Source organism: Methanosarcinales archaeon Met12 (assembly GCA_002813105.2).
Classification (GTDB): Archaea; Halobacteriota; UBA148; order UBA148; family JAJOKI01; genus JAJOKI01.
The window spans coordinates 153,924-168,418 of sequence record CP017966.2 but is presented as its reverse complement, the minus strand read 5'-3'; the positions used below and the strand labels follow the sequence as shown (position 1 = coordinate 168,418).

Here is a 14,495-nt window from a genome sequence, read left to right as displayed (position 1 = left end):
ATTCACTCTCTAACCTCATCGTCTTTTTGAGACTTCAACTTCAGCAAGACATGCTCAAACCGTTTGATATCTTCGTTTGTCTTCGCTAATTGTTTATCAAGGCGATATGCCGATTGCCTTAAATTTGCTATATGCTGCTCTATATAGTCTTTAATCGATGTGTCCCATACATAGAACTGTTTACGTATTTTTATGACGATTTTATGGCGTTGTAATGTTGCCAGTGCTCGACTTATCGTCGCCTGCTTTTTACCATCCAATAACCTGCCATCGCTGCAGAAGGCACTCTCTCCGTAAATACGTCTTGCGATGCCGTTGATTGTATTAGCACCTTCTTCTAATGCTAACACCACATTCCGCATTACTTTTCCCTGTCTCATACGTTATAAATAAGCATTATAACATATAAATATTACATGACCACAGGTCATAAAACAGTCCTGACAAGTTTATTAAGTCTAATTGGTGTTATAGATAATGGGTGTTGAAGTCCCTTCTGGCGAAGATGGTCTTTGTCGCATCTGTGAGATGGAACAGTCCGTCTAAATGTCACAACTCAAAGATTTGCGGACTCCAACTAACTCTTCGATTTAGTCGTATGGCTTTGATTAGTCAGTCTCCGATCTGAGACAGTTACAATAGGTTTAGAGCTTCTAATTGACGCCGCACCACTTCTACGCCCATCTCACAGTCCTCTGGCGTTTTGCATCCGGTTATCACCAATTTTCCAGAGCCGAATATCAACACGACGAGTTTGGGATCGGAGACTCGATAAACCAATCCTGGAAATACCTCGGGTTCATATTCGATATTCTCCAAACCGAGTCCGATGGCGATCGCGTTGAGGTTCAGTTCCGTGCCAAGATCAGCAGATGCTACGATATTTTGAACCACGATTTCCGGGTCACCTCTGATCGTAAGCCCTATATTGCGCAACTCTGCAGTAAGCCCCTCGGTCGCTTTTTTCACATCTTCCACTCTTCGTGCGCCAGTACAGTTTACCTTCCCTGACTTGAATATTAAAAAGGCCGCCTTGGGGTTTTTAACCCGATATACAAGCCCAGGGAATTTTTTCTTATCATATTCGGCATTATTCAGTTTTGTGCCAATCTGCTTCAGATCAAATCCGTCAGCGAGATGCATAGATGCTACTACATTTTCAATCTTGACTGGTGATTCTAATATTGACATATGTTCCCTTCTATTTTTGTTATGTGATTCTATATACTGTATACACAGTATCTAGAAATAAATAGCAGTTATAACCATAAAACTTACGAATTTAACTTAATCCTTTTGGTTTATTGGATTCATCAAGACGGAATAATAGATGAACATCAGAACCTCCAATAATATGCAAATCGCCGCAGGAACTGCCGCCTTGGTGCCGAATAGGATTAAAGAGGTTGTTGCAGTAAGGCCAAGATTCTTATATGAGCTGAACAGCGTGTAGGTGACCAGTTCATCATATGGAATGTTGAGCATTCTGCCAATCTTGAACACCAGTGTGCCCGAAAAAAAGGTCCTCATAGCTCCTATTATGAATATTGGCAACAATAGGCCATAATCACCACTCAACAAAATATCCTGATTTAGTCCGATGACCACATAGATTACCAAGAAAAAACCCAGATTGATGAGAATGTCCTTGTCCTCTTTATGCTGTTCGTAGTATGGAATTCGAATTATTATCCTCGAGAGGATTAGCGGCAAGAGTATCAGTATCAATAAAATTTTCAATACTTCAAAAGGATTCACCACCTCTATCCCCAGCAATAGGAGGAGAATTACCGGCATTAAGAATATGGATAATACGTAGATAAATGCGTTTGCCATCAATGCCAAATGCGTATTCCCCTTCAAAAGCGAACTATAAGCTATGACCCCTATGGCCGGTGGTGTCGCAACCATCACGATGAATCCTTTAAAGAGGGCGTCATCTTCTATGAGCAAAACGCTCATGATTAGAACTATGCCAGACAGAAGAACATAATTCAACATTAATGCTACGAGAATTGGCTTGAGGTTCTTTTTCATGTCAAGCTTTCGTAATTTAATGTCACAAAGGGAAACCGTAGTGGGTATGATTAGCGCAGGTATGATATACCACGTTAGGCGTTCTGCAAAATCTGGGTAGATTAGCGCGAATATGGTGGCAGATAAAAATACAAAATTCGAGTTCTTGAGGACTCTTTTCATATTATGGACTCGGCGGGATTCGAACTCGCGGCCTTTACGTTGCGAACGTAACGATCTACCCCTGATCTACGAGCCCCAAAAATATTTCATAGGATATTTCCGATATCAAATTAAACCCAGGCCTATGACCTGTATGCTTTTTACACCATCCAATTTGGCAAACATCTCCTCTATCCTTTCAGTTCCCCCTTCTACATCATCTATGATCACCGTTGCTATTAGTGCCTTGAGCCCAAATGCTATCGCCTCCTCGGTGATTCCGTATAACTTTGCACCGTCTGGCATGGCGGCTTTGATATCTCCCTTAAGTCTTTCATGGTCGGTTTCTATACCTTGAGGCATTATCTTGATTTTTGCTGCTACTTCTCCCATATTATTGTGCCACCTCTCACGGTCCGGTAAATCCGCACGTTGGACATTTGTATGGATTGCTCTGTCCTCGACACTTTGCACACCTGCCGATTGCTTCCCCACAATCTGGACATGGAAATCTAGTAAAGCCAGTGCCCGTTAATTTCACCGCACATGATATGCAATTCTCTGCTTTTGTTGATACCATAATTTATTCCCCTTCCATGCTTATGGCTCTTATAATATAAAAAAGACGGGGTGCCTTAATTATTCCCCTCCAAACGAGCGCTTCAAAATAGAATGAGGAGCGAATCTAGGGCATATCTGAGGGGATGGGACACCTAGATCCAACTCCCATCTGTAATCTACTTAACTTATATTTAAGATTTACCCATGTTGAGGTCATGGCATGTTGACGGATTAACTCTTCGAGACGTTTCCAACAGTCTGGCTACAGCATATGCTGGAAAAATCGAAGAAACCTTCTTTCCGTATCGATTTGATAGGCTGATATATTTCAGACCCACTCGTCGTGCAACATCCTCTGCGAGAAATTCTCCCAAACCTCCGGCGATGACGACTCCGCAATCAAATCTTCCGCATACATTGAGGACGGCATCTACCAGACTCTGCACCTGATGCTCTTTTATCTGCTTTGCGATTTGTCTTAGTTCCTGTGGCGATATCTCCTTCATGTCACAACAAACGACTCTAGCAAGTCTGCGCATCGCAGATTCGGCGTCCTTGCCAGCGCCGTCAGCCGTCTCACAGGTATAATCGTCTTCTGATATCTCGCCCAGCACCGAATACACATCTGCAGTTATTGCGAATAGTTCAGAGGATATTCTACACGGCACATCCAGCATTACCCGGTCCAATATGGTGGCGACATTCGTCCTTAGAATGCCTGAGTACACCAGCTCATTTCGTTTCAGCCGTTCGAAATCGGTCTTGGCCGCCATTGGAACGCCATCCATTATCGGTATTATATCACTTGTAGTGCTTCCTATGTCCATAAATAAAGCGTCGGGGAACTCGGTACTGATTAAATTGGCGGATGCTACCCAATTTGTCGATGCTATCGCTTCTGAGACGTCGGATACAAAAGTGCCGTTTGCATCGAGAAAATGGACATCATCGAACACGGAGAGAATGGCATCTGCGATAAATCGAACTCCGTTGCCCTTGGACGCAAAACAATCAGCGAGTTCACCTGTCATCACCACGCCGACAGCGTCTGCACCAGTGTACTTGGGTCGAAGACCGCCTTCGAGCAGGGACTTAATATCCTTATTTTTCCAGAGGGGCAGGTAATAAGACTCCGCGATTGAACCATCTGCCGAGGATATTTTTGTGTTGGCTCCGCCGACGTCAATGCCTATGATCATAATGCCTCCAGCTCTCTTTTTGTAAACGAATATGAGCCGCTAATCTGGACGTCATCTGGCAGCTTGCCGAACCGCGCTCTCAGTATCAGATCTGCGATTTCACGGTCGATGACCCTGCTAACACCGATAATTGATGTGGTCGCCCTTGGGTTCACATCTACGACATATGGTTTGTCATCCAGGACGATGTCCACCCCCACATACCCAGTACAGCTCAATATTTGAGCGCTTTTTACTGCAGCATTTATGACTTCTTTCCATTGGGGGACATAATGAGGAACGATTCCTCCCATGTATTGAATCCTATGGTCAATTTCGACCAATTGTTTGTTAACGGTCAATGGAAGCGCGGAACTGCCGATGATGAGACTGACGCTCAGATGTTCACCATCTATATATTCAGTGGTAATGCAACCCTCTTTTTGCACGAAATCCGAGACCACGAAGACGTCTTCGGATGCGCAACCGTATCTTGGCTTTATCACGTATCTGGGGCAGTCATCGGAATCGATTCTGGGAACCGAAATACCGGCGCGCGATAATTTTTCCGATGTCCTCAACTTATCAGCACACAATCTCACAACGCTGGACGAACATCCAAGGTTAACCGTGTTATCTTCGATGATGCGGGTAAATTCATGGAGGATGTCGTCTGGCGCGATGACGAGCCCTGCATCACAGTCCTTTGAGAGGTCTTCGATGCTTTGCCTGAAGTCACCTTCAGTTGATACAACTTCATGGCCAATGCGCCTGAAACTTCTCACCAGAGTGTTCAGCATGGCACGACCCTCGAAGAAAATGGGTCCCGTCAGCCCCGTGCCCACTGCAAATTCTGCGACTAATATTCTCATTGTGGAACGTTTTTGATTAACCTTTTTTTAAAAGGTTATTCGATAGCTTCTCTGCGATGTTTACAACTCGCCTTCCGAGGCCACGCGCCTCTTTTTGTGCCTGTTCATCTACTTCTTTTCCATCTCCAGCTGCACCGTAATGCCCTCCGGTTTCTATGGGGTCGCCGATGACGATCATTCCATGCACCAGCATAGCCTCCAAGATGGACAGCAGCGTTGTCTCCTTGCCCCCTGTTCGGTGCCTTGATGTGACGAACGCCGCCCCGACTTTGCCTTCGAGTTTCCTGCGGATGCTGATGGATTCGTCTATCAATTTCTTTACCTCTGCCGCCATGGTGCCGAAATAGACAGGAGAGCCGATGATGATTCCGTCATATGTTGGCAGTTCTGCGACATCTACTTCGTTCACGCTCTTCAGCGTTACTGTCCCTCCTGCATCCTTAACGCCATCCGACACTGCCATTGCGAGTTTTTTGGTGCTTCCGCTCTTCGAATAATACGTCACGAGTACTTTGGTCATGATTATCTCCACAATATCTTCTACCGCACCATTAAAATCTTTTGTCATGGTAAGTTTTTTCATCGATTGGGATAATTTGGTTATTATGAAAGTGGATGACGGGAAAAAAATAGCAGGAAAATCCGCGGCGGAACTGGTTAAAGACGGCATGGCAATAGGGCTGGGCACAGGTTCGACTGTTGCCCATGTGATTCAACGATTGGGCGAATTGGTCAAGGGTGGCTTGAACATCGTCGCAGTTCCTACATCATATCAAACTGAAATGCTGGTGATACGGGCAGGAATCCCGCTTACCTCTTTATGGGTGCACACGTCACTTGATATCGCGATAGATGGGGCAGACCAGGTCGACCCAGAGCTGAATTTAATTAAGGGCAGGGGCGCCGCACATACGCGCGAAAAGATAGTGGCATATTCTGCAACAAGATTTGTGATAGCAGTCGACGAGGGGAAAATCGTGGACGTATTGAATTGTCCCGTTCCGCTGGAAGTGTTGCCGTACGCACGAAAATTAGTAGAAATTCAAGTGACAAAATTGGGTGGAACTCATAGCTTGCGGTTGGCACAGAAAAAAGATGGGCCGATAATTACCGATAATGGTAATTTCATAATCGATGCAGATTTTGGAGAAATATCGGATCCTCAAAGATTGGACGAAGTGCTCTCATTCATTCCAGGCATTGTCGAGCATGGCATTTTCACAAATGCAGATGAAGTTCATGTCGGAGGGAAGGGCGGACTGCGTATCCTGAAGCGATGATGCGATTTTTGAGGTGGCTTCTATGGTTTATTCTGGGTAAACCGAACACTTAACTCTTGAAGTTTACGGATGTTTTTCAGGTCGTTCTCTGCCTGCATCTGTTTCAGATTCTCTATATTCGAGATGATATCCTGAATCGAAAAGGCCAATTTGTAACATTTCAGAGGTCTACCTTTGCCCTTCTTCTTGATATCGCGCACATCCACCCAATTCTCTTCCATGAGTTTTCGCATCGCGATGCTCACTTCAGGTTGCCTAAGGTCCGCGCCCATCTCTATATGTCTGGACGTCGCCTCGTCTACGTTTGCCAGATATACTAACGTCTTTGCGACATTTCTCTTCAATCCTGTGTCTATCAAAATGTTGGCAAACTCCTCATCTTTTTCATCTAACCCTGGCACAATTAATTCTCTCACCTATCTCACTCCTGCCTGCCCTGCCTAATCATAGGATTTTTATATCTCAGATTCTATAAATCTTTCGGAAATATATTATTATATCATAATCATTATGTAGTTCGAGTGGATTAATCGATGGAGCCGGGGTGGCCTAGTTGGTTAAGGCGTCAGACTCATAACAACCCTTTCCGCTAAAGCGTTGACGGAAAAGTGAGAGATCTGAAGACCGCGCGTTCGAATCGCGCTCCCGGCATCGTCATTTCAACACTTCTCTACTACCAGTGCATCAGCCAGTATTAAGTCACGGTTTTTAACTATCGTCAAGGGCTGGTCTGCAATAATCGTTGATAAGTCAACGTATCCTGTCTTCCAGACCAAATCGTAAAACTTCATAAGGGGCGCAAATAGGTGTTTGACCCGTCCTTTGGGTTCTCTAAAATACATCATCCCGAATCGTTTCCTCTTCTTCAAAACTCGCGTTGCCTCTGACATCACGCCCTCCGGGTCGTCGACCGTATCCATTCCGCACATACAGCTCGCTACATCGAATATCTCATCCTTGAACGGTAGATGGGCCGCATCACATAATATAAAGGTGATATTGTCTCTGTTCCTGTTTCGGATCCGCGCAATACTCAGCATGTTTTTGGAGAAATCGATGGCGACTATCTGTGCATGTTCTGCTCGCTTTGAAAGTATTTTCGCTGCCCTGCCCGTTCCTGTTGCGATGTCCAGGATGAATTGCCCTTTTTCGACGTTTAAGTCATTTATGATTTTCTTGCGCCACATTTGTTTCAGTCCAAAACACATCGCATCATCAAGGTCATACAGAATGGCCAGTCGCTCGTATGTTCTTTTAGTTGCCGTCATAGTAGCGTCCCCCTAATCATTGATTCATGTAAATTATTAGTCATATAATTATATCTATGCGAAAAGTCTTATAGTGAACCGACAATGGTTGAATTTGGTGATTAATTTGGACAAGAGTGCTGAGCTTGACGAACAGGAAAGCGTATTTCATAAAAAACTGAAATTAAAATTGAAGGAGGGGGGTAAAGAGGGCAGGATAACGTTCCTCAAGGATTATCTGGATTATCTTATCAAAAATAACAAAACCATCCCGCCTGACTTTCCTACTTTTGTAAGGGAAATCATGGGCTTGGATGATAGAGCTGGATTTATCCATATAAGGATATGGCACGAGAAAAGCGAGCTTGTCGAATTTGCAATAAACAGGAATTACGAGCACAGAGTAGAACACTATGACTGACAACGGATTTCTAGTGGGAGAGGCTCTTGTTGGAGAGGAGCCAGAAATCGCTCATATAGACCTAATGATTGGCAGCAAAAATGGTGCAATGGGTCAGGCGTTTGCCAATTCATTGGCCCAGCCCAGACAGGGGCACACGCCTATTCTGGCGGTGATAAGGCCCAATCTGCCTGTCAAACCAGCGACGCTAATAGTGCCTAAGGTAACCATAAGAAATCTGGAAGACGCCGAGAAGACGTTTGGGCCAGCCCAGAGCGCTATAGCAAAAGCAGTTGCCGACGCGGTAGAGGAGGGAATCATACCCAAGGAAGCAGTTGAAGAAATAGCGATTATAGTCTCTGTGTTCATCCACCCCAGGGGAAAGGACTACCAGAGGATTTATAGATATAACTATGGGGCCACTAAGCTTGCGATAAGACGTGCTATAGAAAAGTTCCCGGATATAGATAAAGTTTTAGAGGAGAAGGATAAAGCTATGCATGCAATGATAGGATTTAGGATAAATAACTTGAAGAACCCTCCCTATTTGGAGGTTGCCTTCGACATACCGGATTGGAGGAGGGTTGAGGGCATCATTAGAGCCCTACCGAGGACCGACGCCATAATAATTGAGGCAGGGACGCCGTTGATAAAAAGATACGGCGTAGAGGTTGTGCAGAAGATACACCAGCTAAGGCCAGAATCCGTTGTCGTCGCTGACTTGAAGACCCTGGACACGGGAAATCTGGAGGCGAGGATGGCTGGAGACGCCACCGCTGACGTGATAGGATTCTCAGGTCTCGCTCCATTGAAAACCATGGAGAAGTTCATAGCGGAGTGCAAGAAGGTTGGAGCCCTGTCTCTCATGGACACCCTCAACGTGTCCGACCCAGTAGCGGTCCTTAAAAAATTGAAGGAAAAGCCAGATATCGTGGAGCTCCACAGGGCGATAGATGTTGAGCGAGTGGAAGAGGCCCAGTGGGGGAACATTAAGGAAATCAAAAAGGCATGTAACAACAAAGTCTTGGTTGCAGTAGCTGGAGGGATAAGGGCAGACAAAGTGGAAGATGCCTTGAAATCAGGTGCTGATATCCTGGTGGTTGGAAGGGCTATTACATCTGCGAAGGACGTGACCGGTGCTGCGAGGGCATTCCTTCAGAAGATGGGAATAGAAGAGGTCGACCAGTTCAGGGTGATGACGGATTTCTAACGTATTTCTGGTCACTGGTGAACTTTGATGAAAACCCCAATAATAATCGTAAACTTCAAAACGTACTTGGAGGCTACTGGCAAAAATGCCCTGAAGATGGGAAAAATTATCAGGGAGCTAAGGGACGAAACCGGTGTGGAAATAATAGCAGTTCCACAATTTTCAGATATTTACCAGGTTGCGAGCATAGGCGCCCCCGTATTTGCGCAGCATATCGATGCGATTGTACCTGGAAGCCATACCGGTCATGTACTGCCGGAGGCGGTAAGGGAAGCAGGAGCGATTGGAACGCTCATCAATCATTCAGAGAGGCAGCTGGAGTTGCCCGAAATAGAAGCTGCCATCAATGCAGCGAGAAGAGCAGGGCTTATCACCGTCGTTTGCGCAAATGACATAGCGAAAGCATCGGCCGTAGCTGCACTCAAGCCGGATTTCGTGGCTGTGGAGCCGCCTGAACTGATAGGCTCGGGCATTCCCGTATCCAAGGCAAATCCAGAGATAGTAAGCGGGACCGTCAAGGCTGTTCGGGACATAGCGCCAGACGTGGGCGTTTTATGCGGTGCTGGAATATCAAAGGGCGAGGATGTTAGGGTAGCACTTGACTTAGGTGCAAAAGGCGTGCTGCTGGCATCTGGTGTTGTTAAAGCGGCAGACCCGAAAAAAGCATTAGCCCAGTTGGTGGATGGAGTATGATTTCCATGGCTTTGGTCACTACGCCATAGTATGTCCAAATTCTATTAATAGTTATATGATGTAGTTGGATTATATGAAAGGTCCAAAAAAACTGTTCTTGCAGGAAAAACCCGCCAGCATTCTGCAGGCAGTTGCAGCACATGAAATGCCGTACATCTCCCTTATCGCCAAAGAAGTGGATAGCACGTATGCGCACACAACAAATACACTCTCCACAATGGAGCGATACGGATTGCTCACATTTTCTCGTGATGGGAGGACCAAGTACATCGAATTGACTTCCGCGGGTTGGACGATTGTAAGGGCATTAGAAGGGCTGATAAGCGCTTTTGATGGCACCAAGCCCGCTCTGCAGACGAAAGATATGACCGAACTTTCGGGAAAAATTAAATCAATTTATTCAAAAATAGATGCGATTTACGAGGAAGAGTTTGCCGACAAAAGATCGCTTTCTATGGGGGAGGCGACGCGGATAAGCCGCAGACTTGGCCCATACTGCAGAGAAATCAGCAAAATCGAGAATCTGGTCGCCAATGCCCCCTCACTTCAAAAAGATTTTGAAAATATCAAAAAACGGATGGACGAATTAATGGAACTTAGAAAAAGTCTCACAAATCTATAGCGTCTCTGGCGAGTTTCCTAAGATTACGGTCCACCACCATCGCGCCATATCTGCCAAATCCTTGCTGAACTGCCCGGATGTGTGATATTCTCCTTTCCTCACTTCGAGTACACCAGCGCCCAGCAACTTGTTTCGCATGGCATAAAAAGATGACCTGCTAACATTTAGCTCTTTGATCAAGTTTTCCCATTCGTCAATTGATATTGGTTTGCCCTCTTTTTTTCTTTTTTCGACCATCTCAAGAAAACGTTTAGCCCGCATTGCGGTGACCTCTCCCTTGAACAGGCGACGCATCAGCTCAAGATAAGGATCCCGAGATTGCGTTATCCTCGCCGCAGTATACGATCTCACTACCAGCGTAGTAGCTGTTCGGGGAGCATCTTTTATTCTGGTCATCGTTTATTTAATTAATTTGTACAAATATATATCTTCTCTACTCGAACTCTCACTTTTATTTTTTATCTAAACTATTTAATTTTTAAAAATTAATTTATTTTATTTTTAATTTTAAAGTTTTTTAATTTTTAGATGAAAAATATTATCTCAGATGCATCTCAGATATATTTTATGTTATCTAAATATTTCAAAAATTAGAGCTTATATCCTTAATTAGCGTATTTTCAGAGCTGTTTTCATCTCAGACAGTTCTTAAATCGTCTATTTTAGGATGGGTAAAACGTACCATCACCAAGGATGCTATGGGGATATTTCTAATATTACCCGTTTCAAGCGTAATTTGAGAGAACTGTGCAACAAGATATGGGTCTCAGGCGTGAGTGAACCTCCCATTTCGCTTTGTCATAGATGGAATACCGACTAAATCCCAACAGATTTAGATGGACACTCACAGATGTTTTATCTGCGACCTCTCTTTGTGAGAGTTGTATTTCCTTCAGAAATTCAACATTGACGTATTCTATATGATATAAGAATACATTCCACAAAATATTCAGTTTGTCATTTTTGATAGTTTTTTGGTAGTTAAGGAGGGTTTTACACATGGCAATGTGTATATTCATACATGTATTGGAATAATTAAATTGATAAAATCGATCCATTTTCGACATCATTTTTTTCATTCTTATATTTATTAGGTATAAGCGTGATTTTGATGGTTTTTCATGTTTTCATTATTCTCCCTTATGTGTGCTAATCCCCTCCCCCAGTTAATGGACATTTATCATTATATAATCAACTACAAATAAAAATATAAATATTATAATCTTATGTCGATTTTATGATATTTTAATATATATTGTTTAATAGCACTATTATGATATATATCTTATAGTATCATAAGAACTTAATTATATATTTGCTATGTATAAAAATTTAAAGATAATATTAAGTGTAAAAATTAATTGTAAAAAAACGAGCCCAAACGTTCAAATTGTGGAGTGTATGTGAGAGTTATTCGTCTTTTTCGCCTTTACTTTTCCCTATCAAATCTTCTATCGGCTTGCTCCCATGTTTGGTGACGACGACGTTTATCTGAGATATATCTGCCGTGATATCTCGACCGTGCACGGTTTTTCGTCCTCTCTGCCCCTTTTCTTTTGGGTGACAGCCAGTACCCTCGGATATCAGAATCTTCCGTCTCTGTCCACCTGGCAGATCTTTTCTCATTGCAAATCCGCCATTGTCCGTTCCACCGACAATCTGCAATTTGTATCCTGGCAACCCAAGCGTTTCATCATCGACCATATCGCCGATTGATTTGCCTATGAATTTATTTGCACTCGCGCCAGAAATCTCTATTTGATATGCCTTCCCACTTTTGGGATCTGATATGACTACTCTATATTCTACCATATTTCCTTTCACGACCTTTATTTAGCCCATAACAGGTCTTTTTTGCGTTTTATATCCAGAAACGCCCTTAGCGTTTCAGCTTCGTCTTCTGATAATGTATCACATAGTTCTTGTTCAAGAATCTTCGCATGTTTTTCAGGGATATCTACATAGAGCATATCTCCCTCATTAATCTGTCGACCGACCGTAGGACCTTCAATCGAAAAAGCGGCTTCTTTTCCGATGTTGACCTCTCCAGTATTCTCTCCGTGCTCCTGGATTCCCTTGACGACGCCGACCCGTATCCCATCCTCTCTAATCACGTCGACTCCGGGCTTGACCACACCTCCAACGACCTTAACACCAACGACCGCTGGTTTACTCTGTCTGAATGTGCAGTCAGGCAGCAATCGAAACCTGCCGGGCGTGACAATAGTTTCCAGCCGTTCTTTCTCATATATCGACCGCTCATGTTTAACCCATTCGTTATAATCCTCGATCAACTGATATATCACGTTGTTTTGAAATACTCGAACGTTGGTTTTTGATGCTTCCTCTTTTGCATCTGATAATATACCAACACAGAATCCGATTACAACTGCTAAATAGGGGTCATTTGTGGTAGCCGCCCCAATGATATCTCGTTTGGATATGTTCCCTATTTTGGCCTTATGTATTGGGATTTTGTTGTTTCTTAGTTCATTTATCATGGCTTCCAGTGATCCAATCGTATCTGCTTTGAGAATCACGCCGACTTCATCGGTTTGGATCGTCACTCTATCCAACTCGGATTGGACCTCGTTCATAATACGTGGTATGTCTTTTTCGTCCTTGGCTACATAAAGCGGTGAGCCGGCAAGTGCCTTTTCGAGGTCAGGTGCAGTTATCTTTATTCCTGAGGCAGCTGTCACATTGGTGACACGGAGGAACCGTTCTTCTGAACGTATCTCGCTAAGGGGGCGCGGTCTCAATAATGCACGCACCCTTGTCACAATCGGCTTCTCTTTACTACCGATTATGATTGTGTCTCCTATCTTTAACTCGCCATCGTACAATATGGCATCAAGGGTTGTGCCCAATCCCTTTTCCTCCTTGACTTCTAATACCGTTCCGACACCTGCATCATGGCGCCGAAGTTGCAAGTCGTTCTCGAGAAATCGCTGTGCAAGACCGATTAAGAGCGTCAGGAGGTCAGGAAGCCCCTCCCCTGTCTTGGCACTAATCGGAATCACCCCGACGTTTGTTCTAAAATCACGGATCCTGTCGTACCTGTCTGAGCTAAATCCTTCTTTGTGTAACTGCTCGATTAACCTATAGATGACCACGTCGAGCATCTGCGTCGCTCGCTCGCTTTGCCGTTTGTATGTGTCCATAAAAGGCTCGTTTTTATGTGGATACCACCCATGAATTCGATCGATCTTGTTGGCTGCAAGCACAAAAGGAGTTTTGAATTGACGCAGGATTTTCAGCGCCTCTATTGTTTGTGGCAGAAAACCCTCGTTAACATCGACAACTACTACTGCTATATCTGCAAGTGCTCCACCCCTGCTTCGTAGCGTTGTAAATGCATGATGTCCAGGAGTATCGATAAAAAGCAGTCCTGGAACTTTAAAATCACCTTCCTTAATGGGACCGCATATCTTTTTTATATAACTCAGTGGTACCTCAGTAGCCCCGATGTGTTGGGTAATGGCGCCTGCCTCAAGTTCTGCTAGTGACGTCCCACGTATCTTGTCAAGTAATGATGTCTTGCCATGGTCTACATGCCCCATCACGCACACGATGGGCGTCCGCAATTCTTTTCGGCTTTTCATCATCTCTGGTCGGTATAAAAGTGTCTTGGGAATATATATAAGGGATATGTTGTGAAGTGTGATTACTGATTCATTTTTGGCATTCGATTTTCATGCAAGAGACCGAAAATCATATAGTCATGTGTTGCATACGTAATACAATGGATTTCTATGTCAACAAAAACCAAGACTCTTAATGTGAGAATCACAGAAGGCCAATATGATGAGTTAGAGGAACTCGTGTATAGGGGAGAATATACTTCTAAAGCCGAGATTATAAGAGAACTTTTACGAGAGAAATTTGACGCCTTCTCTATATACCTCCATAAAAAAGCAGAAAAGGACCGAGAAAAGCACACCTCCCTTGAAGAATACGGCAAGAGTCGATGCTTAGAATGAGTTATTCTGTTTTCCTGCATCCGGATGTAGAGAGATACATGGATTCGCTCTCTGAAAGGGAGAGAAAAAGATGTTATCAATCTCTGAAAAGATTGCCCGAAGATCCATTCAAACCAAGATCAGGTTGCGACATACGAAAAATGGCAGGGAAAAAGCCTTTTTATAGACTACGCGTTGGAAATCATAGATTTGTGTATGTCGTAAAAGAAAGAGAAATACTCGTTGAAGAAGCGTTCAAAAGAGAGAAAGAATATTAAGTTACATGCCAAAA

20 protein-coding genes and 2 tRNA genes are annotated in these 14,495 nt (G+C 43.9%); 8 read left to right on the top strand and 14 right to left on the bottom strand.

Going from position 1 to position 14,495, the window contains the following annotated elements:
- Positions 1-2: 2 nt before the first annotated feature.
- From BME93_01170 to BME93_01130, 9 genes are all read right to left on the bottom strand, one after another.
- Positions 3-380, bottom strand: coding sequence for a hypothetical protein (locus tag BME93_01170; protein ID ATZ60788.2), 378 nt, complete (start codon positions 378-380; stop codon positions 3-5).
- A gap of 253 nt (positions 381-633) precedes the next feature.
- A complete protein-coding gene (locus BME93_01165; protein ID ATZ60787.2) occupies positions 634-1,185 on the bottom strand; it encodes a TATA-box-binding protein in 552 nt (183 codons plus the stop codon).
- Positions 1,186-1,287: 102 nt separating this feature from the next.
- Complete coding sequence (locus BME93_01160) at positions 1,288-2,199, bottom strand: hypothetical protein (protein ID ATZ60786.2); 912 nt, start codon at positions 2,197-2,199, stop codon at positions 1,288-1,290.
- Between the two features lie 4 nt (positions 2,200-2,203).
- Positions 2,204-2,275: transfer RNA gene (locus tag BME93_01155), tRNA-Ala, on the bottom strand.
- 29 nt (positions 2,276-2,304) lie between these two features.
- Positions 2,305-2,571 carry an elongation factor 1-beta gene (locus BME93_01150; GenBank protein ATZ60784.2) on the bottom strand — a complete coding sequence of 89 codons (267 nt, stop codon included), beginning with the start codon at positions 2,569-2,571 and terminating at the stop codon, positions 2,305-2,307.
- 16 nt (positions 2,572-2,587) lie between these two features.
- Entirely contained in the window at positions 2,588-2,758 is a 171-nt protein-coding gene (locus tag BME93_01145; protein ATZ60783.2) for a zinc finger domain-containing protein, read from the bottom strand.
- Between the two features lie 172 nt (positions 2,759-2,930).
- On the bottom strand, positions 2,931-3,938 hold the full coding sequence (locus BME93_01140; protein ID ATZ61714.2) for a hydantoinase/oxoprolinase family protein: 1,008 nt from the start codon (positions 3,936-3,938) through the stop codon (positions 2,931-2,933).
- Entirely contained in the window at positions 3,935-4,789 is an 855-nt protein-coding gene (locus tag BME93_01135) for an ATP-grasp domain-containing protein (protein ATZ60782.2), read from the bottom strand. Before BME93_01135 ends, BME93_01140 begins: the two co-directional genes overlap by 4 nt.
- 16 nt (positions 4,790-4,805) lie before the next feature.
- Positions 4,806-5,372 (bottom strand): flavodoxin domain-containing protein, encoded by a 567-nt coding sequence (locus BME93_01130; GenBank protein WRQ72952.1) that lies wholly within the window; start codon positions 5,370-5,372, stop codon positions 4,806-4,808.
- A gap of 22 nt (positions 5,373-5,394) precedes the next feature.
- Here BME93_01130 and rpiA point away from each other — a divergent pair, with 22 nt between their 5' ends.
- Positions 5,395-6,069 (top strand): ribose-5-phosphate isomerase RpiA, encoded by a 675-nt coding sequence (rpiA, locus tag BME93_01125; protein ID ATZ60781.2) that lies wholly within the window; start codon positions 5,395-5,397, stop codon positions 6,067-6,069.
- 20 nt (positions 6,070-6,089) lie between these two features.
- Here rpiA and BME93_01120 read toward each other — a convergent pair whose 3' ends face one another.
- On the bottom strand, positions 6,090-6,485 hold the full coding sequence (locus tag BME93_01120) for a transcriptional regulator protein (protein ID ATZ60780.2): 396 nt from the start codon (positions 6,483-6,485) through the stop codon (positions 6,090-6,092).
- A 122-nt stretch (positions 6,486-6,607) separates the two neighbouring features.
- Between BME93_01120 and BME93_01115 the strand changes: the two genes are divergently transcribed.
- A tRNA-Met gene (locus BME93_01115) sits at positions 6,608-6,720 on the top strand.
- Between the two features lie 8 nt (positions 6,721-6,728).
- On the opposite strand, the gene BME93_01110 is transcribed toward BME93_01115, so the two are convergent.
- Positions 6,729-7,337, bottom strand: coding sequence for a class I SAM-dependent methyltransferase (locus BME93_01110; protein ID ATZ61713.2), 609 nt, complete (start codon positions 7,335-7,337; stop codon positions 6,729-6,731).
- Positions 7,338-7,434: 97 nt separating this feature from the next.
- Here BME93_01110 and BME93_01105 point away from each other — a divergent pair, with 97 nt between their 5' ends.
- From BME93_01105 to BME93_01090, 4 genes are all read left to right on the top strand, one after another.
- The gene (locus tag BME93_01105) at positions 7,435-7,737 is read left to right on the top strand and encodes a hypothetical protein (GenBank protein ID ATZ60778.2); all 303 of its coding nucleotides are present in this window, start codon (positions 7,435-7,437) and stop codon (positions 7,735-7,737) included.
- Positions 7,730-8,926 (top strand): bifunctional 5,6,7,8-tetrahydromethanopterin hydro-lyase/3-hexulose-6-phosphate synthase, encoded by a 1,197-nt coding sequence (locus BME93_01100; protein ATZ60777.2) that lies wholly within the window; start codon positions 7,730-7,732, stop codon positions 8,924-8,926. Before BME93_01105 ends, BME93_01100 begins: the two co-directional genes overlap by 8 nt.
- Positions 8,927-8,953: 27 nt before the next feature.
- Entirely contained in the window at positions 8,954-9,619 is a 666-nt protein-coding gene (tpiA, locus tag BME93_01095) for a triose-phosphate isomerase (protein WRQ72951.1), read from the top strand.
- 73 nt (positions 9,620-9,692) lie between these two features.
- Positions 9,693-10,241, top strand: coding sequence for a hypothetical protein (locus tag BME93_01090; GenBank protein ATZ60776.2), 549 nt, complete (start codon positions 9,693-9,695; stop codon positions 10,239-10,241).
- Here the strand turns inward: BME93_01090 and BME93_01085 are convergent.
- The 3 genes from BME93_01085 to infB form a co-directional block, all read right to left on the bottom strand.
- Positions 10,236-10,637, bottom strand: coding sequence for a hypothetical protein (locus tag BME93_01085; protein ID ATZ60775.2), 402 nt, complete (start codon positions 10,635-10,637; stop codon positions 10,236-10,238). The two genes, BME93_01090 and BME93_01085, sit on opposite strands and share 6 nt — an antisense overlap.
- Before the next feature lie 1,014 nt (positions 10,638-11,651).
- Positions 11,652-12,053: a 30S ribosomal protein S6e gene (locus BME93_01080; GenBank protein ID ATZ60774.2), complete on the bottom strand. Its 402-nt coding sequence runs from the start codon at positions 12,051-12,053 to the stop codon at positions 11,652-11,654.
- Between the two features lie 17 nt (positions 12,054-12,070).
- Complete coding sequence (gene infB / locus BME93_01075) at positions 12,071-13,846, bottom strand: translation initiation factor IF-2 (GenBank protein ID ATZ60773.2); 1,776 nt, start codon at positions 13,844-13,846, stop codon at positions 12,071-12,073.
- A gap of 177 nt (positions 13,847-14,023) precedes the next feature.
- On the opposite strand from infB, the gene BME93_01070 reads away from it, so the two are divergent.
- Both BME93_01070 and BME93_01065 read left to right on the top strand, forming a co-directional pair.
- Positions 14,024-14,224: a ribbon-helix-helix protein, CopG family gene (locus BME93_01070; GenBank protein ID ATZ60772.2), complete on the top strand. Its 201-nt coding sequence runs from the start codon at positions 14,024-14,026 to the stop codon at positions 14,222-14,224.
- Positions 14,212-14,481, top strand: a complete 270-nt coding sequence (locus tag BME93_01065) for a type II toxin-antitoxin system RelE/ParE family toxin (GenBank protein ID ATZ60771.2) — start codon at positions 14,212-14,214, stop codon at positions 14,479-14,481. The genes BME93_01070 and BME93_01065 overlap by 13 nt, the downstream gene beginning before the upstream one ends.
- The last annotated feature ends 14 nt before the right edge of the window (positions 14,482-14,495 follow it).